Genomic DNA, 26,042 nt, shown 5'->3' on the forward strand with positions numbered 1-26,042 from the left:
GAGCCCTTATGTTTATGACAACTTTACTTATCGCTATTCTGTTTGTTGATCAACAGTGTAAATATGCCATTTTAAATTTGGAATAGTCTCTTCACTTTGTACTTCAGCGATAACGCGACGGTTCACTTTTTCAGCTTCTGGAGTGCCACTAGTGTCGATAAGGCGATCAAAACTATAGCCTACAGAGTTCAAACGTGACGCTTCAATACCGAATGTATCTTGGAGTATTGTAGTAACAGCTTTAGCTCTATTTTGTGATAAAGCCAAGTTCAGCTCATAGCTGCCACGGTTACTACTATGTCCTTCAATGGTCACAATCGTTGAAGGGTAAAGTGTCATCAGGCTAGCCACTTTTTCTATTTGTGAGTAATACTTTGGATCAATATAGTCAGAGTTGTTTTCAAATAAAATTTCAAGTTGTTGGCGTTCGTTAATATTCTTAACTGTGCCGCAACCATAATTATCAACTTCTGATCCTGCTATTGTGTCGATACAGCGTTCTCTTGCAGCAATAACGCCGTCACGGTCTTTATCGTTTAGATCAAATTGCTGTTGAGTGGGTTGATCCATAGAAATAGTATCATTCATGGAACAAGCGCTGGTTAAGCTAACCATTAATAGTATAAGAAAGTAGCGCATTAGTTTGCTCCTCCTTCGTAATTACGTTCGCCAGACCAAACATCTGGGCGGGTTACCCGTAATGATTCTAACAACCTACCGGTCGAGTTTAATACGCGGTATTGAGCAATAATTTCATCATATTCAGTTTGTAAATAATCTTTACGCGCTTCAAATAGCTCGTTTTCGGTGTCGAGTAAATCGAGTAAGGTACGCTGACCTAGGTTAAACTGCTGCTCGTAAGCAACTTGAGTTTGTTTTGAGGCAACAACATGTTCACGAATATACATTTTTTGTGGCGATAACATTTCAAAGGCGTTCCATGCAAGCGAAGCACCTTCAACGACTTGGCGGTTTGCGCGCTGCTGAATTTCTTTCGCTTCACTGATTTTGTAGGCAGATTCTCTATCGCGGGCGATATCTTTACCGCCAGCAAATAGGTTGTAACGCATTCTTACCATACCGACTAAGTCATTGCTGTATCCATTGACATTTTGATTGGCAATTTGGCTGTAGCCATCTTCGCCATCAACATCATTGTTCCAGTTACCACTCAATTCAAGATTGAATTTAGGGTAATAATTCGACTTAACCGAGCTGCGCTCTTGTTTAGCTGCGTTGATGTCATTTTCTGAAGATTTCAAAATAGGGTGGCTAGAAGAAGCCAGCTTTATGCTTTCACTTAAGCTTTTAGGTAGCATGTCGGCATCGGGCACTGGTAAAATTAAATCTTCCGGGGCGATTTCCACAATACGCATATATTGTGCTTTAGCGTCATGGAGATTATTTTTAGCCGAAACCACATTGGCGTTTGCGCGAGCTAAACGACCGGTGATTTGCGATAAATCAGCAATCGACCCTAAACCTGAATCTGTTCGCTGTTTTATTTGATCATATATTGCTTCATGGCTTTCTAAGTTTCTTTGTGCAAGAGTGAGAACTTGTTCAGCACGAATAAAGTATAAATACACTTTAGCTACATCTAAAGCCATGTCTTCAGCGGCAGCAAATAATGCCCATTGCTCTGCACTGGCTTCAAATGAGTAACGATCAACTTCACTACTGGTGTAGAAACCATCAAATAGCATCTGCTTGATACTGAAACCAGCTTCTCCACGCTCAAGTTCCATTACCCCTTCATCCAAATTATCATTTAGGGGCTGTACTTTTCGACGTGATGATGGGCTATCAGTTTGCTCCCAACCATAACCTGCCGTGATATCTACCGTTGGCATATATCCTGATTTAGCTTGGTTAACTTGTTCTTCTCGCGCTTTAAAACGGTTGAACACAATACGCAGTTCTGGATTAGTGTCTAGTGTATGTGCAACTGCTTGTTCTAGTGTTTGGCTAGACGCTACAGGTGACATTAATACCGACATAGCCAATGCAAGTGCACTAAACCTTAGTTGTCGATTTGTTGTATTGATCATTTGTAAAAAACCCTCCCGGTTCTTTAGCGCTCTCTCAGCGCAGTATCTTTTGCTCTTAAAATTGGATTTAATATGTACTCAAGTATGGATCTTTTCCCCGTAATAACGTCCACCGAGGTGAGCATACCGGGAATAATTGGCATCTGTGTGCCATCGTCTTTCATTAAATTCGATTCTTCAGTTCTTACTTTTATAGTATAAAAACTGTTGCCTTCTTCATCTTGCGACGTGTCAGCGCTAATGTGCTCCACTGTGCCTTTTAAACCACCATAACGGGTGAAATCATAGGCGGTGACTTTAATAATCGCAGGTAAGCCTGGATGCAAAAATGCGATGTCTTTTGGGGTGATTTTAGTCTCAATTAATAAGCGATCTTCCGATGGCACAATTTCAATTATTTCTTGCCCTGGCTGAACAACCCCGCCCAATGTATTAATATGAATTGATTTTATCGTACCTGCAACTGGCGAAGTTATAACCGCTTTACTGACTTTATCAAACGCGCCAATTTGTGCTTGGTTCATTCTTGATAGCTTGGTTTGCATCTCATTGAGCTGAGCACGTAAATCTGCCGCATAAATGAATACGGCTTCGCGGCGTTTTAAAATGGCTTCGTCCATCGAAGATTTCACTTTGGGGCGTAATAATCGTACAGATTGAAGTTCACCCTGGATATCGTTAACGACACGTTCTAATTTTAACAGCTCAACTTCAGGAACAATACCTTTTCGTGCTAATGGTTTAGTGAGCTCTAGTTCTCTAGAAATGAGTTGATAGCTTGTGGTTAAAGTCGATATTTTAGACGATAGTTCTTCCGTTTCTTGCTGACGTTGTTGTATTTGGCGGACTAATATCTCAAGTTGGTTACTGAGGTTATCTAAACGACCTGAATACTCTTCCTGTTGACGCTTAACCAATGCTGGTTCTTGTTCAATGAGTTCTGCTGGAAAGATTAAAGACTGTTTGGTTATTTTAACCTGTTGGCGCCAGTCAGCAGACATATCTGAAATAACAATACTGTCTAACTCTGCTCGCATACGGATAACATTCGTTTGTAGTCCGTATACTTCTTGCTCCTGTTGAGCAAAGTCAGAGCGGAAGCGAGTATCATCGATACGTGCTAATGGCTGATCTTTCTCGACCAGCATACCTTCCTGGACAAAGACCTCTTGTAAAATACCACCATCCAAACTTTGGATAAGTTGCACTTGAGAAGATGGGATAACTTTACCCATACCGGTCGTCACTTGATCTAGTTCAGAAAAATACGCCCATATAAAAAAGCACAGCATCATGGCTGCCATTGACCAAATAATCAATCTATGACCCGATGGGGCATCGGTCATCATGGCGCCGTAAACATCATCGACCATTTCTAAGTCTGCAGTGGTTAAGTGTTTACTCATGTATTTTGACCTCCAGCAAGCAGGCCATTATTAAGTTTCTCTAGTACTTCTTTTTTTGGACCATCAGCAATAATGTGGCCACGATCTAAGATGACAATACGATCGACTAAGTTAAGTAAATGCATTTTATGGGTAATTAGCAGTAAAGTTCGATTTTTACTGACCTGTGCCATTGAATTGACAAATTGTTTCTCTGCACGAGCATCTAAGCTGGCTGTTGGTTCATCCATTAACAAGATTGGAGGGTCATTAAGCGTTGCTCTTGCTAGAGCCACACTTTGACGTTGTCCTCTGCTTAATGATAACCCACCTTCACCCACTTGTTGATCAAGGCCTTCAGACTCTAGGTGAGTAAACAGACTTACACCTGATAATTGTACCGCTCTAATCAGTTGATGTTCGCTCACTTGGCGAGTGCCAAATAGAATATTGTCTCTAATGCTGCCATGAAAAAGGGTAACATCTTGGGGTAAGTAACCAAAGTTACGGCGTAAATCACTGGGATGTATTTGACCAGCATCGATACCATCATATCGAAGGCTACCATTGGTTGGCTTATACAGACCCAACAACAATTTAGCTAAGGTACTTTTACCCGATCCGTTTCGGCCAATAATCGCCACTTTCTCACCGGGTTCAATGTTGATAGACATAGGGTACAGAATTGGCTTTTCTGCTTCAGGAAAAGTAAAACTCACATTATCAGCGGTTATTCTGCCATTGATACGTTCTTTACTCACAAGCTGACCTTTGTTTTCAAATTCGTCTTCTTGATCCATTATTTGGTTAAGTTGACGTAATGAGCTCATGGTGTAATTGCCCCGAGTAATCAAGGAGGCTAATTGTGCCATGGGGGTGACAGCTCGGCTGGATAGCATAACCGCGGCAATTATGCCTCCCATAGAAAGTTCGTTGTCAGCTAAGCGATATACCCCAAAAATAACCACGCAAATTACGCTAAATTGCACAGAGAAATTGGCAAAGTTGGCTAAATAATTAGCCAGTTTTTTAGTTTTTAATTCCCAGTTGGCAGTATGGCCAATCATTTGTTGCCAGCTCTTTTGAACAATACCTTCAGCGCCATTGGCTTTAATCGATTCGATTGCCGTTAAACTCTCGACTAAATGGCCATGCTTTAAACTGGCAAAGCGGTTACTTTCTTCAATTGCGGCTTTAAGTTTAGGTTGTACATATAAGGTGACAGCAATTATCAACAAGCTTGCGATAACAGGGATTACTGCCAAATCACCAGCAACGATATAAATAATAATGACAAACAGGATTGCAAAAGGTAAATCAACTAGTGAGGTAATAGTTGCAGAGGCTAAAAACTCTCGAATACTTTCAAACTCACCTAGCTGGCGAGCCATGCCACCAACACTAGGAGAACGCAGAGATAATGGGATGCCAATGACTTTAGCAAAAAGTTTAGAGGAGACAATGATGTCAACTTTTTTTCCAGCTATATCAATCAAGTAACTTCTTAGTTGTCGCATGATGAAGTCAAAAACATAAGCAATACCCGCACCAATAGCAAGTACCCAAAGTGACTCAAAAGCAAGATTTGGAACAACTTTATCATAAACATTCATGATAAATAATGGTGACACTAAGGCAAATAAATTGACCAGTACCGACGCAATTAACGCATCTCTATAAATTGGAGCTGAGTCAACAATGCTTTGTTTTAACCAATGCACGCTACTGTCATGAATGTGAACATCAACTGCAGCATCACCACGGTAATGTTGTTTTACTAAAAACAGGTAACCAACATAGAGGGTTTCTAACTCCTCTAAGGTAAGCGTTTCTTCCCCACCCGTTTCAGGAAGTTGGATGACAGCCTTGTCTTGTTCAATATTGATTTCACGTAAAATACAAGCTTTCTTATCTTTGAGTAATAATATGCAAGGTAATAAAATTGGTGTTATTTGATTAAGATCTTTTCGTGACAGCTTTGCTGATAGGCCTGCGCGTCCAGCCGCCTGTGGCAGTAAGTCAGGGGTTAGCACTGCACCGGTTAACGGAAGTCCTGCCGCAAGTGATTCACTTGAACATGGGCTGCCGAAATGCTCGGTTAATAAGACAAGGCAATCAAGAAGTGGATCGACTGTCACTCTTTGTGAGGCCGAAATGGTCCACTGTTCCTGAATCTTGGAAGCAGTTGCTGGCACTGTGGTGATATCCTTAATATTTTTTTATGTACTTATTATTCTTATTGATGCTATGAACATCTTTTATCGCCCCCATATTACTATGGGGGGATTTTTTGCCTAAAATTAAGGGATCATTTGCCCATCAGGCTTATCAATAAACGGGTCAATTCCTTGTCCATTTGGTGCTGGTGTTGGATTTGTATCAACAATTAGCGCACCATCCTTGAGTAGCCCGTTAATGATAACCCCTTCAGCAGAACTGCCATAAATACCCGCTAAGTCAACGCCATCAAGGGTAATCGTTTGCTCGAAAGTACCATCGCCATCAGCATCGATTTCTATAATACTAGAGCCTTTGGCGTTATAGCTAAAGTTAAGTAGATTTTCAAGATTGTTATATTCCTCATTGATGAGTAAATCTCTTAGATCAATCTTATCTTCCAGGCGGTTAAAGTCAGAGATGATATCATTACCAAACTCACCTTTTTGCCATACGAAAGTATCAATGCCGCTATCGCCGCGTAATACGTCATCGCCTAAGCCACCAATGAGAGTGTCATTACCCGCACCACCACGTAGGCCATCGTTATGAGTACCGCCATCGATATAGTCATTGCCAGTATGACCAAAAAGAATATCTGAACCAGATTGTCCATAGATACGATCGTTACCGCTACCACCATTAACTACATCAGCTTTTTGTGATGCCACATCATTGGCAAGCAATAAGCCATCAAGGTCTATCATGGTATCAGCACCCGATAAAGTACCTGTCATAATATGATGATTAGCAATAGTGTTTAGATCGAGTTCTAACTCATCATCAGATTTATAACCAAACGCACCTGTTTCACCTGCGTAAATAATATCGCCGCCACGACCTGTTTCAATATGGTCATTACCTGAACCGCTGCTAATAACTTGTGAACTATCTTTACTATAGCTGGTTAAATTAGCACCTGAAGCGGATATGGCGTTATTATTGGCATCTGTAATCTGACCCGTTAGTCCGCCACCAAAATTGACGTTAACTTGTTTCTGATTTAAGCCATTTTCACCATTAAGTACCACAAAATCATCATTCAGACTGGCACCAGTAGTCGTAACCTTAGCGGCATCTTCAACCGGTACGTTTTGAGCATTCACAAGGTTCACATCTATGGTCAATGTTGCACTTGAAGTATCACCATCAGCATCTCTAATCGTGTAGGTAAATAAGTCTACGGCTCCAGTTGGTATGTTGTCTGTGGTACTCGTTAGCTCATAGGTATAACTTCCATCATTATTAATGATTAAGGTACCGTACTGGCCAGTGATGATTGCGCTGACATTACCGGTCACGCCAGTACTGGTTTGATCGCCAGCTGCAACGCCGATGACTAAACTGATATCAGCACCACTAATATCATTATCCATAACGTTTCCTTCTACTGAAGGTAAGTCATAGCCAGTACCTGCTACCATGCGAATAACTAATTCGTAGCTGGTTGAAGCATTTTCATCGGTGTAAATAGAGGTAACAATATTGCCGTTATTATCTCTAAAGCCAATGACTTGAATGGTATATAAGTCGCCTTCATAGTTGAAGGTGACGTTGGTTTGACCAATTGTGACAATATCGCGAGGATCTGGTCCATTGTTAGGCGTCTCGTTGTGGCTAAAGTTTAGCTTCAAGGTGACGCCAGTAACATTACCAAATGAGTCAATCACATTGAACACTACATCCATAGTGGCGGCTGTGATAGATGAACCACTACTAATAGGGTAGTTATAGTGAGTAAATGTACCTAATACAATATCTTGGTTTAATGTTACTTCGCCGTTAAGTGCTGCATCATTATCCATAAACCCATAGCCAGATTGAGCACCATTTGTGGTACCCCAACGAACTTGATCTAATGCTAAATCATTATCTTCACCACCTCTGCCGACATCGCCATCGAATCGGTTAACGCCAGTACCACCTGTAACCGTTTTCCATTCAGCTTGCACACCACCAATAATGGCGAATGAGTCTTGAATAACGGTTAATGAGGCAGTGTCATTGGTTGCAATAGATGCATCATCATATACCGTTGCATTAAGCGTAGCTGTAGCTTGATCACCATCAATATCAAATGCAGTGATTTGGAACGCATCAGTTAGTGAGTCTGAATTTGTTCCACTATGAGTTTGAGCATTAGTTAACGTGTAAGTGTATTCCAATACGCCATCGTTATATCCGGTAATAGTAAGCTGCCCAAACTCTCCAGCAATTATGAGAGGTGAAGTCGCTGATGCCGCAATTAAAGCCGCTAAGGTCAGAGTATTAAGGGTGCCACCAACTTGAATTTCCAGTCTGTCTAAACCATCTTTTGCCCCGATGGTCATGCTGCCAGAACTTTGAGTTACAGCTGTACTGTTTGATCCGTTTGTTAACCCTGCTTCATATACAGAAAGAATATCAGGAGTGCTTATAGTGACGTCATCGTTCACTGGGGTCACTGTGATGGTCAAGGTGGCTGTTTCACGGGTGTTGGTGGTGTAAGTCACCACTGGCACGCTGCCGTTCCAATCAGCATTTGGGGTGAAGCTGTATGAGCCATTGGCGTTAAGCACTAAGACGCCGCCCACTAAGGTGACGCTGTCACCGGCGCTGAAGCTTTCCTGGCTGCCATTTGCATCAGTGTCCACCGTGAAGCTGACCACGCTAGTGTTGCTCGATTCATCGTTGCTCAGCACATTACCACTGGCGACAGTGTCTTCGCTAACGGTGATCGCATCGTTACTTGTATCTGTGTTGTCTTCAGTGACCGTGATGGTCAAGGTGGCAGTTTCACCGGTGTTGGTGGTGTAAGTCACCACTGGCACGCTGCCGTTCCAATCAGCATTTGGAGTGAAGCTGTATGAGCCGTTGGCGTTAAGCACTAAGACGCCGCCCGCTAAGGTGACGCTGTCACCGGCGCTGAAGCTTTCCTGGCTGCTATCTGCATCAGTGTCCAGCGTGAAGCTGACCACGCTGGTGTTGCTCGATTCATCGTTGCTCAGCACATTACCACTGGCGACAGTGTCTTCGCTAACGGTGATCGCATCGTTACTTGTATCTGTGTTGTCTGCGCCCACATTGATGGTCAGGGTACCGATGTCAGTTAATGTGCCGTCGGTAACCGTGTAATCCACTGTGTCGACGCCATTGAAATTCAGCGGTGGGGTGTAGGTGTAACTGCCATCAGCGGCAATGACTATGGTGCCGCCCTGAGTGGTGGTAAAGGTGCCGGCAACCACAGATAAGCTATCGCCATCGATATCAGTGTCGTTGGCATCTAAGTCGATGCTTGAGTTGAAGACCGTATCTTCTGCAGTGTTAATTACATCATCGACAGCCACAGGTGCATCGTTTGCTGCACCGACATTGATGGTCAGGGTACCGATGTCAGTTAATGTGCCGTCGGTAACCGTGTAATCCACTGTGTCGACGCCATTGAAATTCAACGGCGGGGTGTAGGTGTAACTGCCATCAGCGGCAATGACTATGGTACCGCCCTGAGTGGTGGTAAAGGTGCCGGCAACCACAGATAAGCTATCGCCATCGATATCAGTGTCGTTGGCATCTAAGTCGATGCTTGAGTTGAAGACCGTATCTTCTGCAGTGTTAATTACATCATCGACAGCCACAGGTGCATCGTTGCCCGCACCCACATTGATGGTCAGGGTACCGATGTCAGTTAATGTGCCGTCGGTAACCGTGTAATCCACTGTGTCGACGCCATTGAAATTCAACGGTGGGGTGTAGGTGTAACTGCCATCAGCAGCAATGACTATGGTGCCGCCTTGAGTAGTGGTAAAGGTGCCGGCGACCACTGACAAGCTATCGCCGTCTAAATCAGTGTCGTTGGCATCTAAATCTACTGTTGAGGTAAATGTGGTGTCTTCCTGGACATTAATTACATCATCAACTGCTACAGGTGCATCGTTGCCCGCACCCACATTGATGGTCAGGGTACCGATGTCAGTTAATGTGCCGTCGGTAACCGTGTAATCCACTGTGTCGACGCCATTGAAATTCAACGGCGGGGTGTAGGTGTAACTGCCATCAGCGGCAATAACGATCGTACCGCCCTGAGTGGTGGTAAAGGTGCCTGCAACCACAGATAAGCTATCGCCATCGATATCAGTGTCGTTGGCATCTAAATCTATTGTTGAAGTAAATGTGGTGTCTTCCTGGACATTAATTACATCATCAACTGCCACAGGTGCATCGTTTACTGCGCCCACATTGATGGTCAGGGTACCGATGTCAGTTAATGTGCCGTCGGTAACCGTGTAATCCACTGTGTCGACGCCATTGAAATTCAACGGCGGGGTGTAGGTGTAACTGCCATCAGCGGCAATAACGATCGTACCGCCCTGAGTGGTGGTAAAGGTGCCTGCAACCACAGATAAGCTATCGCCATCGATATCAGTGTCGTTGGCATCTAAATCTATTGTTGAAGTAAATGTGGTGTCTTCCTGGACATTAATTACATCATCAACTGCCACAGGTGCATCGTTTACTGCGCCCACATTGATGGTCAGGGTACCGATGTCAGTTAATGTGCCGTCGGTAACCGTGTAATCCACTGTGTCGACGCCATTGAAATTCAACGGTGGGGTGTAGGTGTAACTGCCATCAGCGGCAATAACGATCGTACCGCCCTGAGTGGTGGTAAAGGTGCCGGCAACCACAGATAAGCTATCGCCATCGATATCAGTGTCGTTGGCATCTAAGTCGATGCTTGAGTTGAAGACCGTATCTTCTTGAATAGTAATTACATCATCAACTGCCACAGGTGCATCGTTTACTGCGCCCACATTGATGGTCAGGGTACCGATGTCAGTTAATGTGCCGTCGGTAACCGTGTAATCCACTGTGTCGACGCCATTGAAATTCAACGGTGGGGTGTAGGTGTAACTGCCATCAGCGGCAATGACTATGGTACCGCCCTGAGTGGTGGTAAAGGTGCCTGCAACCACAGATAAGCTATCGCCATCGATATCAGTGTCGTTGGCATCTAAATCTATTGTTGAAGTAAATGTGGTGTCTTCCTGGACATTAATTACATCATCAACAGCCACAGGTGCATCGTTTACTGCACCGACATTGATGGTCAGGGTACCGATGTCAGTTAATGTGCCGTCGGTAACCGTGTAATCCACTGTGTCGACGCCATTGAAATTCAACGGTGGGGTGTAGGTGTAACTGCCATCAGCGGCAATAACGATCGTACCGCCCTGAGTGGTGGTAAAGGTGCCTGCAACCACAGATAAGCTATCGCCATCGATATCAGTGTCGTTGGCATCTAAATCTATTGTTGAAGTAAATGTGGTGTCTTCCTGGACATTAATTACATCATCAACTGCCACAGGTGCATCGTTGCCCGCACCCACATTGATGGTCAGGGTACCGATGTCAGTTAATGTGCCGTCGGTAACCGTGTAATCCACTGTGTCGACGCCATTGAAATTCAGCGGTGGGGTGTAGGTGTAACTGCCATCAGCGGCAATGACTATGGTACCGCCCTGAGTGGTGGTAAAGGTGCCGGCAACCACAGATAAGCTATCGCCATCGATATCAGTGTCGTTGGCATCTAAGTCTATTGTTGAAGTAAATGTGGTGTCTTCCTGGACATTAATTACATCATCAACTGCTACAGGTGCATCGTTGCCCGCACCCACATTGATGGTCAGGGTACCGATGTCAGTTAATGTGCCGTCGGTAACCGTGTAATCCACTGTGTCGACGCCATTGAAATTCAACGGCGGGGTGTAGGTGTAACTGCCATCAGCGGCAATAACGATCGTACCGCCCTGAGTGGTGGTAAAGGTGCCTGCAACCACAGATAAGCTATCGCCATCGATATCAGTGTCGTTGGCATCTAAATCTATTGTTGAAGTAAATGTGGTGTCTTCCTGGACATTAATTACATCATCAACTGCCACAGGCGCATCGTTTACTGCGCCCACATTGATGGTCAGGGTACCGATGTCAGTTAATGTGCCGTCGGTAACCGTGTAATCCACTGTGTCGACGCCATTGAAATTCAACGGTGGGGTGTAGGTGTAACTGCCATCAGCGGCAATGACTATGGTACCGCCCTGAGTGGTGGTAAAGGTGCCGGCAACCACAGATAAGCTATCGCCATCGATATCAGTGTCGTTGGCATCTAAGTCGATGCTTGAGTTGAAGACCGTATCTTCTGCAGTGTTAATTACATCATCGACAGCCACAGGTGCATCGTTTGCTGCACCGACATTGATGGTCAGGGTACCGATGTCAGTTAATGTGCCGTCGGTAACCGTGTAATCCACTGTGTCGACGCCATTGAAATTCAACGGCGGGGTGTAGGTGTAACTGCCATCAGCGGCAATGACTATGGTACCGCCCTGAGTGGTGGTAAAGGTGCCGGCAACCACAGATAAGCTATCGCCATCGATATCAGTGTCGTTGGCATCTAAGTCGATGCTTGAGTTGAAGACCGTATCTTCTGCAGTGTTAATTACATCATCGACAGCCACAGGTGCATCGTTGCCCGCACCCACATTGATGGTCAGGGTACCGATGTCAGTTAATGTGCCGTCGGTAACCGTGTAATCCACTGTGTCGACGCCATTGAAATTCAACGGTGGGGTGTAGGTGTAACTGCCATCAGCAGCAATGACTATGGTGCCGCCTTGAGTAGTGGTAAAGGTGCCGGCGACCACTGACAAGCTATCGCCGTCTAAATCAGTGTCGTTGGCATCTAAATCTACTGTTGAGGTAAATGTGGTGTCTTCCTGGACATTAATTACATCATCAACTGCTACAGGTGCATCGTTGCCCGCACCCACATTGATGGTCAGGGTACCGATGTCAGTTAATGTGCCGTCGGTAACCGTGTAATCCACTGTGTCGACGCCATTGAAATTCAACGGCGGGGTGTAGGTGTAACTGCCATCAGCGGCAATAACGATCGTACCGCCCTGAGTGGTGGTAAAGGTGCCTGCAACCACAGATAAGCTATCGCCATCGATATCAGTGTCGTTGGCATCTAAATCTATTGTTGAAGTAAATGTGGTGTCTTCCTGGACATTAATTACATCATCAACTGCCACAGGTGCATCGTTTACTGCGCCCACATTGATGGTCAGGGTACCGATGTCAGTTAATGTGCCGTCGGTAACCGTGTAATCCACTGTGTCGACGCCATTGAAATTCAACGGCGGGGTGTAGGTGTAACTGCCATCAGCGGCAATAACGATCGTACCGCCCTGAGTGGTGGTAAAGGTGCCTGCAACCACAGATAAGCTATCGCCATCGATATCAGTGTCGTTGGCATCTAAATCTATTGTTGAAGTAAATGTGGTGTCTTCCTGGACATTAATTACATCATCAACTGCCACAGGTGCATCGTTTACTGCGCCCACATTGATGGTCAGGGTACCGATGTCAGTTAATGTGCCGTCGGTAACCGTGTAATCCACTGTGTCGACGCCATTGAAATTCAACGGCGGGGTGTAGGTGTAACTGCCATCAGCGGCAATAACGATCGTACCGCCCTGAGTGGTGGTAAAGGTGCCGGCAACCACAGATAAGCTATCGCCATCGATATCAGTGTCGTTGGCATCTAAATCTATTGTTGAAGTAAATGTGGTGTCTTCCTGGACATTAATTACATCATCAACTGCCACAGGTGCATCGTTTACTGCGCCCACATTGATGGTCAGGGTACCGATGTCAGTTAATGTGCCGTCGGTAACCGTGTAATCCACTGTGTCGACGCCATTGAAATTCAACGGCGGGGTGTAGGTGTAACTGCCATCAGCGGCAATAACGATCGTACCGCCCTGAGTGGTGGTAAAGGTGCCGGCAACCACAGATAAGCTATCGCCATCGATATCAGTGTCGTTGGCATCTAAGTCGATGCTTGAGTTGAAGACCGTATCTTCTTGAATAGTAATTACATCATCAACTGCCACAGGTGCATCGTTTACTGCGCCCACATTGATGGTCAGGGTACCGATGTCAGTTAATGTGCCGTCGGTAACCGTGTAATCCACTGTGTCGACGCCATTGAAATTCAACGGTGGGGTGTAGGTGTAACTGCCATCAGCGGCAATGACTATGGTACCGCCCTGAGTGGTGGTAAAGGTGCCGGCAACCACAGATAAGCTATCGCCATCGATATCAGTGTCGTTGGCATCTAAATCTATTGTTGAAGTAAATGTGGTGTCTTCCTGGACATTAATTACATCATCAACAGCCACAGGTGCATCGTTGCCCGCACCCACATTGATGGTCAGGGTACCGATGTCAGTTAATGTGCCGTCGGTAACCGTGTAATCCACTGTGTCGACGCCATTGAAATTCAACGGTGGGGTGTAGGTGTAACTGCCATCAGCGGCAATAACGATCGTACCGCCCTGAGTGGTGGTAAAGGTGCCTGCAACCACAGATAAGCTATCGCCATCGATATCAGTGTCGTTGGCATCTAAATCTATTGTTGAAGTAAATGTGGTGTCTTCCTGGACATTAATTACATCATCAACTGCCACAGGTGCATCGTTTACTGCGCCCACATTGATGGTCAGGGTACCGATGTCAGTTAATGTGCCGTCGGTAACCGTGTAATCCACTGTGTCGACGCCATTGAAATTCAACGGCGGGGTGTAGGTGTAACTGCCATCAGCGGCAATGACTATGGTACCGCCCTGAGTGGTGGTAAAGGTGCCTGCAACCACAGATAAGCTATCGCCATCGATATCAGTGTCGTTGGCATCTAAATCTATTGTTGAAGTAAATGTGGTGTCTTCCTGGACATTAATTACATCATCAACAGCCACAGGTGCATCGTTTACTGCACCCACATTGATGGTCAGGGTACCGATGTCAGTTAATGTGCCGTCGGTAACCGTGTAATCCACTGTGTCGACGCCATTGAAATTCAACGGCGGGGTGTAGGTGTAACTGCCATCAGCGGCAATAACGATCGTACCGCCCTGAGTGGTGGTAAAGGTGCCGGCAACCACAGATAAGCTATCGCCATCGATATCAGTGTCGTTGGCATCTAAGTCGATGCTTGAGTTGAAGACCGTATCTTCTTGAATAGTAATTACATCATCAACTGCCACAGGTGCATCGTTTGCTGCACCGACATTGATGGTCAGGGTACCGATGTCAGTTAATGTGCCGTCGGTAACCGTGTAATCCACTGTGTCGACGCCATTGAAATTCAACGGCGGGGTGTAGGTGTAACTGCCATCAGCGGCAATAACGATCGTACCGCCCTGAGTGGTGGTAAAGGTGCCGGCAACCACAGATAAGCTATCGCCATCGATATCAGTGTCGTTGGCATCTAAATCTATTGTTGAAGTAAATGTGGTGTCTTCCTGGACATTAATTACATCATCAACAGCCACAGGTGCATCGTTGCCCGCACCCACATTGATGGTCAGGGTACCGATGTCAGTTAATGTGCCGTCGGTAACCGTGTAATCCACTGTGTCGACGCCATTGAAATTCAACGGCGGGGTGTAGGTGTAACTGCCATCAGCGGCAATAACGATCGTACCGCCCTGAGTGGTGGTAAAGGTGCCGGCAACCACAGATAAGCTATCGCCATCGATATCAGTGTCGTTGGCATCTAAATCTATTGTTGAAGTAAATGTGGTGTCTTCCTGGACATTAATTACATCATCAACAGCCACAGGTGCATCGTTGCCCGCACCCACATTGATGGTCAGGGTACCGATGTCAGTTAATGTGCCGTCGGTAACCGTGTAATCCACTGTGTCGACGCCATTGAAATTCAACGGTGGGGTGTAGGTGTAACTGCCATCAGCGGCAATAACGATCGTACCGCCCTGAGTGGTGGTAAAGGTGCCTGCAACCACAGATAAGCTATCGCCATCGATATCAGTGTCGTTGGCATCTAAATCTATTGTTGAAGTAAATGTGGTGTCTTCCTGGACATTAATTACATCATCAACTGCTACAGGTGCATCGTTGCCCGCACCCACATTGATGGTCAGGGTACCGATGTCAGTTAATGTGCCGTCGGTAACCGTGTAATCCACTGTGTCGACGCCATTGAAATTCAACGGCGGGGTGTAGGTGTAACTGCCATCAGCGGCAATAACGATCGTACCGCCCTGAGTGGTGGTAAAGGTGCCTGCAACCACAGATAAGCTATCGCCATCGATATCAGTGTCGTTGGCATCTAAATCTATTGTTGAAGTAAATGTGGTGTCTTCCTGGACATTAATTACATCATCAACTGCCACAGGCGCATCGTTTACTGCGCCCACATTGATGGTCAGGGTACCGATGTCAGTTAATGTGCCGTCGGTAACCGTGTAATCCACTGTGTCGACGCCATTGAAATTCAACGGTGGGGTGTAGGTGTAACTGCCATCAGCGGCAATGACTATGGTACCGCCCTGAGTGGTGGTAAAGGTGCCGGCAACCACAGATAAGCTATCGCCATCGATATCAGTGTCGTTGGCATCTAAATCTATTGTTGAAGTAAATGTGGTGTCTTCCTGGACATTAATTACATCATCAACAGCCACAGGTGCATCGTTGCCCGCACCCACATTGATGGTCAGGGTACCGATGTCAGTTAATGTGCCGTCGGTAACCGTGTAATCCACTGTGTCGACGCCATTGAAATTCAGCGGTGGGGTGTAGGTGTAACTGCCATCAGCGGCAATGACTATGGTACCGCCCTGAGTGGTGGTAAAGGTGCCGGCAACCACAGATAAGCTATCGCCATCGATATCAGTGTCGTTGGCATCTAAGTCTATTGTTGAAGTAAATGTGGTGTCTTCCTGGACATTAATTACATCATCAACTGCTACAGGTGCATCGTTGCCCGCACCCACATTGATGGTCAGGGTACCGATGTCAGTTAATGTGCCGTCGGTAACCGTGTAATCCACTGTGTCGACGCCATTGAAATTCAACGGCGGGGTGTAGGTGTAACTGCCATCAGCGGCAATAACGATCGTACCGCCCTGAGTGGTGGTAAAGGTGCCTGCAACCACAGATAAGCTATCGCCATCGATATCAGTGTCGTTGGCATCTAAATCTATTGTTGAAGTAAATGTGGTGTCTTCCTGGACATTAATTACATCATCAACTGCCACAGGCGCATCGTTTACTGCGCCCACATTGATGGTCAGGGTACCGATGTCAGTTAATGTGCCGTCGGTAACCGTGTAATCCACTGTGTCGACGCCATTGAAATTCAACGGTGGGGTGTAGGTGTAACTGCCATCAGCGGCAATGACTATGGTACCGCCCTGAGTGGTGGTAAAGGTGCCGGCAACCACAGATAAGCTATCGCCATCGATATCAGTGTCGTTGGCATCTAAGTCGATGCTTGAGTTGAAGACCGTATCTTCTGCAGTGTTAATTACATCATCGACAGCCACAGGTGCATCGTTTGCTGCACCGACATTGATGGTCAGGGTACCGATGTCAGTTAATGTGCCGTCGGTAACCGTGTAATCCACTGTGTCGACGCCATTGAAATTCAACGGCGGGGTGTAGGTGTAACTGCCATCAGCGGCAATGACTATGGTACCGCCCTGAGTGGTGGTAAAGGTGCCGGCAACCACAGATAAGCTATCGCCATCGATATCAGTGTCGTTGGCATCTAAGTCGATGCTTGAGTTGAAGACCGTATCTTCTGCAGTGTTAATTACATCATCGACAGCCACAGGTGCATCGTTGCCCGCACCCACATTGATGGTCAGGGTACCGATGTCAGTTAATGTGCCGTCGGTAACCGTGTAATCCACTGTGTCGACGCCATTGAAATTCAACGGTGGGGTGTAGGTGTAACTGCCATCAGCAGCAATGACTATGGTGCCGCCTTGAGTAGTGGTAAAGGTGCCGGCGACCACTGACAAGCTATCGCCGTCTAAATCAGTGTCGTTGGCATCTAAATCTACTGTTGAGGTAAATGTGGTGTCTTCCTGGACATTAATTACATCATCAACTGCTACAGGTGCATCGTTGCCCGCACCCACATTGATGGTCAGGGTACCGATGTCAGTTAATGTGCCGTCGGTAACCGTGTAATCCACTGTGTCGACGCCATTGAAATTCAACGGCGGGGTGTAGGTGTAACTGCCATCAGCGGCAATAACGATCGTACCGCCCTGAGTGGTGGTAAAGGTGCCTGCAACCACAGATAAGCTATCGCCATCGATATCAGTGTCGTTGGCATCTAAATCTATTGTTGAAGTAAATGTGGTGTCTTCCTGGACATTAATTACATCATCAACTGCCACAGGTGCATCGTTTACTGCGCCCACATTGATGGTCAGGGTACCGATGTCAGTTAATGTGCCGTCGGTAACCGTGTAATCCACTGTGTCGACGCCATTGAAATTCAACGGCGGGGTGTAGGTGTAACTGCCATCAGCGGCAATGACTATGGTACCGCCCTGAGTGGTGGTAAAGGTGCCTGCAACCACAGATAAGCTATCGCCATCGATATCAGTGTCGTTGGCATCTAAATCTATTGTTGAAGTAAATGTGGTGTCTTCCTGGACATTAATTACATCATCAACTGCCACAGGTGCATCGTTTACTGCGCCCACATTGATGGTCAGGGTACCGATGTCAGTTAATGTGCCGTCGGTAACCGTGTAATCCACTGTGTCGACGCCATTGAAATTCAACGGCGGGGTGTAGGTGTAACTGCCATCAGCGGCAATAACGATCGTACCGCCCTGAGTGGTGGTAAAGGTGCCGGCAACCACAGATAAGCTATCGCCATCGATATCAGTGTCGTTGGCATCTAAGTCGATGCTTGAGTTGAAGACCGTATCTTCTTGAATAGTAATTACATCATCAACTGCCACAGGTGCATCGTTTACTGCGCCCACATTGATGGTCAGGGTACCGATGTCAGTTAATGTGCCGTCGGTAACCGTGTAATCCACTGTGTCGACGCCATTGAAATTCAACGGTGGGGTGTAGGTGTAACTGCCATCAGCGGCAATGACTATGGTACCGCCCTGAGTGGTGGTAAAGGTGCCGGCAACCACAGATAAGCTATCGCCATCGATATCAGTGTCGTTGGCATCTAAATCTATTGTTGAAGTAAATGTGGTGTCTTCCTGGACATTAATTACATCATCAACAGCCACAGGTGCATCGTTGCCCGCACCCACATTGATGGTCAGGGTACCGATGTCAGTTAATGTGCCGTCGGTAACCGTGTAATCCACTGTGTCGACGCCATTGAAATTCAACGGTGGGGTGTAGGTGTAACTGCCATCAGCGGCAATAACGATCGTACCGCCCTGAGTGGTGGTAAAGGTGCCTGCAACCACAGATAAGCTATCGCCATCGATATCAGTGTCGTTGGCATCTAAATCTATTGTTGAAGTAAATGTGGTGTCTTCCTGGACATTAATTACATCATCAACTGCCACAGGTGCATCGTTTACTGCGCCCACATTGATGGTCAGGGTACCGATGTCAGTTAATGTGCCGTCGGTAACCGTGTAATCCACTGTGTCGACGCCATTGAAATTCAACGGCGGGGTGTAGGTGTAACTGCCATCAGCGGCAATGACTATGGTACCGCCCTGAGTGGTGGTAAAGGTGCCTGCAACCACAGATAAGCTATCGCCATCGATATCAGTGTCGTTGGCATCTAAATCTATTGTTGAAGTAAATGTGGTGTCTTCCTGGACATTAATTACATCATCAACAGCCACAGGTGCATCGTTTACTGCACCCACATTGATGGTCAGGGTACCGATGTCAGTTAATGTGCCGTCGGTAACCGTGTAATCCACTGTGTCGACGCCATTGAAATTCAACGGCGGGGTGTAGGTGTAACTGCCATCAGCGGCAATAACGATCGTACCGCCCTGAGTGGTGGTAAAGGTGCCGGCAACCACAGATAAGCTATCGCCATCGATATCAGTGTCGTTGGCATCTAAGTCGATGCTTGAGTTGAAGACCGTATCTTCTGCAGTGTTAATTACATCATCGACAGCCACAGGTGCATCGTTGCCCGCACCCACATTGATGGTCAGGGTACCGATGTCAGTTAATGTGCCGTCGGTAACCGTGTAATCCACTGTGTCGACGCCATTGAAATTCAACGGTGGGGTGTAGGTGTAACTGCCATCAGCAGCAATGACTATGGTGCCGCCTTGAGTAGTGGTAAAGGTGCCGGCAACCACAGATAAGCTATCGCCATCGATATCAGTGTCGTTGGCATCTAAATCTATTGTTGAAGTAAATGTGGTGTCTTCCTGGACATTAATTACATCATCAACAGCCACAGGTGCATCGTTGCCCGCACCCACATTGATGGTCAGGGTACCGATGTCAGTTAATGTGCCGTCGGTAACCGTGTAATCCACTGTGTCGACGCCATTGAAATTCAACGGCGGGGTGTAGGTGTAACTGCCATCAGCGGCAATAACGATCGTACCGCCCTGAGTGGTGGTAAAGGTGCCGGCAACCACAGATAAGCTATCGCCATCGATATCAGTGTCGTTGGCATCTAAATCTATTGTTGAAGTAAATGTGGTGTCTTCCTGGACATTAATTACATCATCAACAGCCACAGGTGCATCGTTGCCCGCACCCACATTGATGGTCAGGGTACCGATGTCAGTTAATGTGCCGTCGGTAACCGTGTAATCCACTGTGTCGACGCCATTGAAATTCAACGGTGGGGTGTAGGTGTAACTGCCATCAGCGGCAATAACGATCGTACCGCCCTGAGTGGTGGTAAAGGTGCCTGCAACCACAGATAAGCTATCGCCATCGATATCAGTGTCGTTGGCATCTAAATCTATTGTTGAAGTAAATGTGGTGTCTTCCTGGACATTAATTACATCATCAACTGCTACAGGTGCATCGTTGCCCGCACCCACATTGATGGTCAGGGTACCGATGTCAGTTAATGTGCCGTCGGTAACCGTGTAATCCACTGTGTCGACGCCATTGAAATTCAACGGCGGGGTGTAGGTGTAACTGCCATCAGCGGCAATAACGATCGTACCGCCCTGAGTGGTGGTAAAGGTGCCTGCAACCACAGATAAGCTATCGCCATCGATATCAGTGTCGTTGGCATCTAAATCTATTGTTGAAGTAAATGTGGTGTCTTCCTGGACATTAATTACATCATCAACTGCCACAGGCGCATCGTTTACTGCGCCCACATTGATGGTCAGGGTACCGATGTCAGTTAATGTGCCGTCGGTAACCGTGTAATCCACTGTGTCGACGCCATTGAAATTCAACGGTGGGGTGTAGGTGTAACTGCCATCAGCGGCAATGACTATGGTACCGCCCTGAGTGGTGGTAAAGGTGCCGGCAACCACAGATAAGCTATCGCCATCGATATCAGTGTCGTTGGCATCTAAATCTATTGTTGAAGTAAATGTGGTGTCTTCCTGGACATTAATTACATCATCAACAGCCACAGGTGCATCGTTGCCCGCACCCACATTGATGGTCAGGGTACCGATGTCAGTTAATGTGCCGTCGGTAACCGTGTAATCCACTGTGTCGACGCCATTGAAATTCAACGGTGGGGTGTAGGTGTAACTGCCATCAGCGGCAATAACGATCGTACCGCCCTGAGTGGTGGTAAAGGTGCCTGCAACCACAGATAAGCTATCGCCATCGATATCAGTGTCGTTGGCATCTAAATCTATTGTTGAAGTAAATGTGGTGTCTTCCTGGACATTAATTACATCATCAACTGCCACAGGTGCATCGTTTACTGCGCCCACATTGATGGTCAGGGTACCGATGTCAGTTAATGTGCCGTCGGTAACCGTGTAATCCACTGTGTCGACGCCATTGAAATTCAACGGCGGGGTGTAGGTGTAACTGCCATCAGCGGCAATGACTATGGTACCGCCCTGAGTGGTGGTAAAGGTGCCGGCAACCACAGATAAGCTATCGCCATCGATATCAGTGTCGTTGGCATCTAAATCTATTGTTGAAGTAAATGTGGTGTCTTCCTGGACATTAATTACATCATCAACAGCCACAGGTGCATCGTTTACTGCACCCACATTGATGGTCAGGGTACCGATGTCAGTTAATGTGCCGTCGGTAACCGTGTAATCCACTGTGTCGACGCCATTGAAATTCAACGGCGGGGTGTAGGTGTAACTGCCATCAGCGGCAATAACGATCGTACCGCCCTGAGTGGTGGTAAAGGTGCCGGCAACCACAGATAAGCTATCGCCATCGATATCAGTGTCGTTGGCATCTAAGTCGATGCTTGAGTTGAAGACCGTATCTTCTTGAATAGTAATTACATCATCAACTGCCACAGGTGCATCGTTTGCTGCACCGACATTGATGGTCAGGGTACCGATGTCAGTTAATGTGCCGTCGGTAACCGTGTAATCCACTGTGTCGACGCCATTGAAATTCAACGGCGGGGTGTAGGTGTAACTGCCATCAGCGGCAATAACGATCGTACCGCCCTGAGTGGTGGTAAAGGTGCCGGCAACCACAGATAAGCTATCGCCATCGATATCAGTGTCGTTGGCATCTAAATCTATTGTTGAAGTAAATGTGGTGTCTTCCTGGACATTAATTACATCATCAACAGCCACAGGTGCATCGTTGCCCGCACCCACATTGATGGTCAGGGTACCGATGTCAGTTAATGTGCCGTCGGTAACCGTGTAATCCACTGTGTCGACGCCATTGAAATTCAACGGCGGGGTGTAGGTGTAACTGCCATCAGCGGCAATAACGATCGTACCGCCCTGAGTGGTGGTAAAGGTGCCGGCAACCACAGATAAGCTATCGCCATCGATATCAGTGTCGTTGGCATCTAAATCTATTGTTGAAGTAAATGTGGTGTCTTCCTGGACATTAATTACATCATCAACAGCCACAGGTGCATCGTTGCCCGCACCCACATTGATGGTCAGGGTACCGATGTCAGTTAATGTGCCGTCGGTAACCGTGTAATCCACTGTGTCGACGCCATTGAAATTCAACGGTGGGGTGTAGGTGTAACTGCCATCAGCGGCAATAACGATCGTACCGCCCTGAGTGGTGGTAAAGGTGCCGGCAACCACAGATAAGCTATCGCCATCGATATCAGTGTCGTTGGCATCTAAATCTATTGTTGAAGTAAATGTGGTGTCTTCCTGGACATTAATTACATCATCAACTGCCACAGGTGCATCGTTTACTGCGCCCACATTGATGGTCAGGGTACCGATGTCAGTTAATGTGCCGTCGGTAACCGTGTAATCCACTGTGTCGACGCCATTGAAATTCAACGGTGGGGTGTAGGTGTAACTGCCATCAGCGGCAATAACGATCGTACCGCCCTGAGTGGTGGTAAAGGTGCCGGCAACCACAGATAAGCTATCGCCATCGATATCAGTGTCGTTGGCATCTAAGTCGATGCTTGAGTTGAAGACCGTATCTTCTTGAATAGTAATTACATCATCAACTGCCACAGGTGCATCGTTGCCCGCACCCACATTGATGGTCAGGGTACCGATGTCAGTTAATGTGCCGTCGGTAACCGTGTAATCCACTGTGTCGACGCCATTGAAATTCAACGGCGGGGTGTAGGTGTAACTGCCATCAGCGGCAATGACTATGGTACCGCCCTGAGTGGTGGTAAAGGTGCCTGCAACCACAGATAAGCTATCGCCATCGATATCAGTGTCGTTGGCATCTAAATCTATTGTTGAAGTAAATGTGGTGTCTTCCTGGACATTAATTACATCATCAACAGCCACAGGTGCATCGTTTACTGCACCCACATTGATGGTCAGGGTACCGATGTCAGTTAATGTGCCGTCGGTAACCGTGTAATCCACTGTGTCGACGCCATTGAAATTCAACGGCGGGGTGTAGGTGTAACTGCCATCAGCGGCAATGACTATGGTACCGCCCTGAGTGGTGGTAAAGGTGCCGGCAACCACAGATAAGCTATCGCCATCGATATCAGTGTCGTTGGCATCTAAGTCTATTGTTGAAGTAAATGTGGTGTCTTCCTGGACATTAATTACATCATCAACTGCCACAGGTGCATCGTTGCCCGCACCCACATTGATGGTCAGGGTACCGATGTCAGTTAATGTGCCGTCGGTAACCGTGTAATCCACTGTGTCGACGCCATTGAAATTCAACGGTGGGGTGTAGGTGTAACTGCCATCAGCGGCAATAACGATCGTACCGCCCTGAGTGGTGGTAAAGGTGCCTGCAACCACAGATAAGCTATCGCCATCGATATCAGTGTCGTTGGCATCTAAATCTATTGTTGAAGTAAATGTGGTGTCTTCCTGGACATTAATTACATCATCAACTGCCACAGGTGCATCGTTTACTGCGCCCACATTGATGGTCAGGGTACCGATGTCAGTTAATGTGCCGTCGGTAACCGTGTAATCCACTGTGTCGACGCCATTGAAATTCAACGGTGGGGTGTAGGTGTAACTGCCATCAGCGGCAATAACGATCGTACCGCCCTGAGTGGTGGTAAAGGTGCCGGCAACCACAGATAAGCTATCGCCATCGATATCAGTGTCGTTGGCATCTAAGTCGATGCTTGAGTTGAAGACCGTATCTTCTTGAATAGTAATTACATCATCAACTGCCACAGGTGCATCGTTTTCAGGTGTAATTTCAATAGTTAACGTTGCTGTTGCACCCGTATTAGTGGTGTAAGTGATAATGGGAACTTGACCATTCCAATTTTCATTAGGCGTAAAAGTATAAGACCCATCTTCATCGATGATTAATATGCCGCCGTCGAGAGTCACTTCAGTACCAGCAGGATAGGTTTCACCATTAATGTCAAAACTGACCACAGTAAGATCAGAATCTGGATCACTGTCATTATCTAATACATTACCTGACACAGGGGTATCTTCAGCAGCCACAACTGAATCATTTTCGGTAACAGTAGGGTCGTCAACCGGTGTAATTTCAATGATTAACGTCGCCGTTGCACCCGTATTAGTGGTGTAAGTGATAATGGGAACTTGGCCATTCCAATTGTCATTTGGCGTGAAGGTATAAGAACCATCTTCATTAATAACTAATACGCCTCCTTCAAGAACAACTTCAGTGCCGGCTGGGTAGGTTTCGCCATTAATGTCAAAACTGACCACAGTAAGATCAGAATCTGGATCGCTGTCATTATCTAATACATTACCTGACACAGGGGTATCTTCAGCAGCCACAACTGAATCATTTTCGGTAACAGTAGGGTCGTCAACCGGTGTAATTTCAATGATTAACGTCGCCGTTGCACCCGTATTAGTGGTGTAAGTGATAATGGGAACTTGGCCATTCCAATTGTCATTTGGCGTGAAGGTATAAGAACCATCTTCATTAATAACTAATACGCCTCCTTCAAGAACAACTTCAGTGCCGGCTGGGTAGGTTTCGCCATTAATGTCAAAACTGACCACAGTAAGATCAGAATCTGGATCGCTGTCATTATCTAATACATTACCTGACACAGGGGTATCTTCAGCAGCCACAACTGAATCATTTTCGGTAACAGTAGGGTCGTCAACCGGTGTAATTTCAATGATTAACGTAGCCGTTGCGCCAGTATTGGTGGTGTAAGTGATGACTGGAACTTGGCCATTCCAATTGTCATTTGGCGTGAAGGTATAAGAACCATCTTCATTAATAACTAATACGCCTCCTTCAAGAACAACTTCAGTGCCGGCAGGATAGGTTTCGCCGTTAACTTCAAAAGAAACGATGGATAATTCAGAGTCAGGGTCTGTGTCATTTTCGAGTAAATTACCAGAGACAATTTCATCTTCAGCAACGATTTGGGTGTCGTTTGCCAATACAGAAGGTACATCTTCGGATGTAATGGTATTTTCTTCGACAGTTAGAGGGCTAACAGCGGGTTGGGTCGCAGTGTTAAAGCCAGCATTCGCAATGGTTTCATTACCAGAACGATCTAATGTGATAAAACTACTACCTTCGTTACCGTTTGTAGGTGTACCTGCAGCGGTTTCAGGAAGGTCAACAGTTGGATCCTCACCTGACGCAATAAGGGCTTGTAATGCTTCTATTTCATCAAGCGCTTCCAGGTTAGTGAAATCGTCATTTAACTCTGGTTGAGTAACAGAGATATCATCTTGAGAAAAAATGGTTCCATCATCAAAGGTGATAACAAAACGTGTGCTGTCATCAAAAATTAACAAACTAGCCTCGGGTATTATTTGCCCTGGCTGTAAAATTGTTAATTGATTACCAGCAGATATACTGATTTGGCTTTGTGCCTCAGTTAATACGCCTGCTTTTGTTGTTGTTATCGTACCCATTAATTAGCTCCCAACAGCTATTCCTGACTCGGAAATATTCAATACATTATAGACTTAGCATAACGATGTAAGATTTCTATGCTTTACAACGCCATACACTAACCCAG

The 26,042-nt window shown here is 46.4% G+C and carries 5 protein-coding genes; all 5 read right to left on the reverse strand.

Features of this window, described 5'->3' with window-relative positions; all coding sequences use genetic code 11:
* Positions 1-33: 33 nt before the first annotated feature.
* Positions 34-639 (reverse strand): OmpA family protein, encoded by a 606-nt coding sequence (locus tag ACRWQM_RS01960; protein WP_434927305.1) that lies wholly within the window; start codon positions 637-639, stop codon positions 34-36.
* The gene (locus ACRWQM_RS01965) at positions 639-2,000 is read right to left on the reverse strand and encodes a TolC family outer membrane protein (protein ID WP_434931953.1); all 1,362 of its coding nucleotides are present in this window, start codon (positions 1,998-2,000) and stop codon (positions 639-641) included. Before ACRWQM_RS01965 ends, ACRWQM_RS01960 begins: the two co-directional genes overlap by 1 nt.
* 74 nt (positions 2,001-2,074) lie before the next feature.
* Positions 2,075-3,457 (reverse strand): HlyD family type I secretion periplasmic adaptor subunit, encoded by a 1,383-nt coding sequence (locus ACRWQM_RS01970; RefSeq protein ID WP_434931086.1) that lies wholly within the window; start codon positions 3,455-3,457, stop codon positions 2,075-2,077.
* Positions 3,454-5,631, reverse strand: coding sequence for a type I secretion system permease/ATPase (locus ACRWQM_RS01975; protein WP_434931087.1), 2,178 nt, complete (start codon positions 5,629-5,631; stop codon positions 3,454-3,456). Before ACRWQM_RS01975 ends, ACRWQM_RS01970 begins: the two co-directional genes overlap by 4 nt.
* A gap of 105 nt (positions 5,632-5,736) precedes the next feature.
* Positions 5,737-25,935 carry an Ig-like domain-containing protein gene (locus ACRWQM_RS01980; protein WP_434931088.1) on the reverse strand — a complete coding sequence of 6,733 codons (20,199 nt, stop codon included), beginning with the start codon at positions 25,933-25,935 and terminating at the stop codon, positions 5,737-5,739.
* Positions 25,936-26,042 lie beyond the last annotated feature (107 nt).

This window comes from Shewanella sp. HL-SH5 (assembly GCF_051163755.1).
GTDB classification, from domain to species: Bacteria; Pseudomonadota; Gammaproteobacteria; order Enterobacterales; family Shewanellaceae; genus Shewanella; species Shewanella glacialimarina.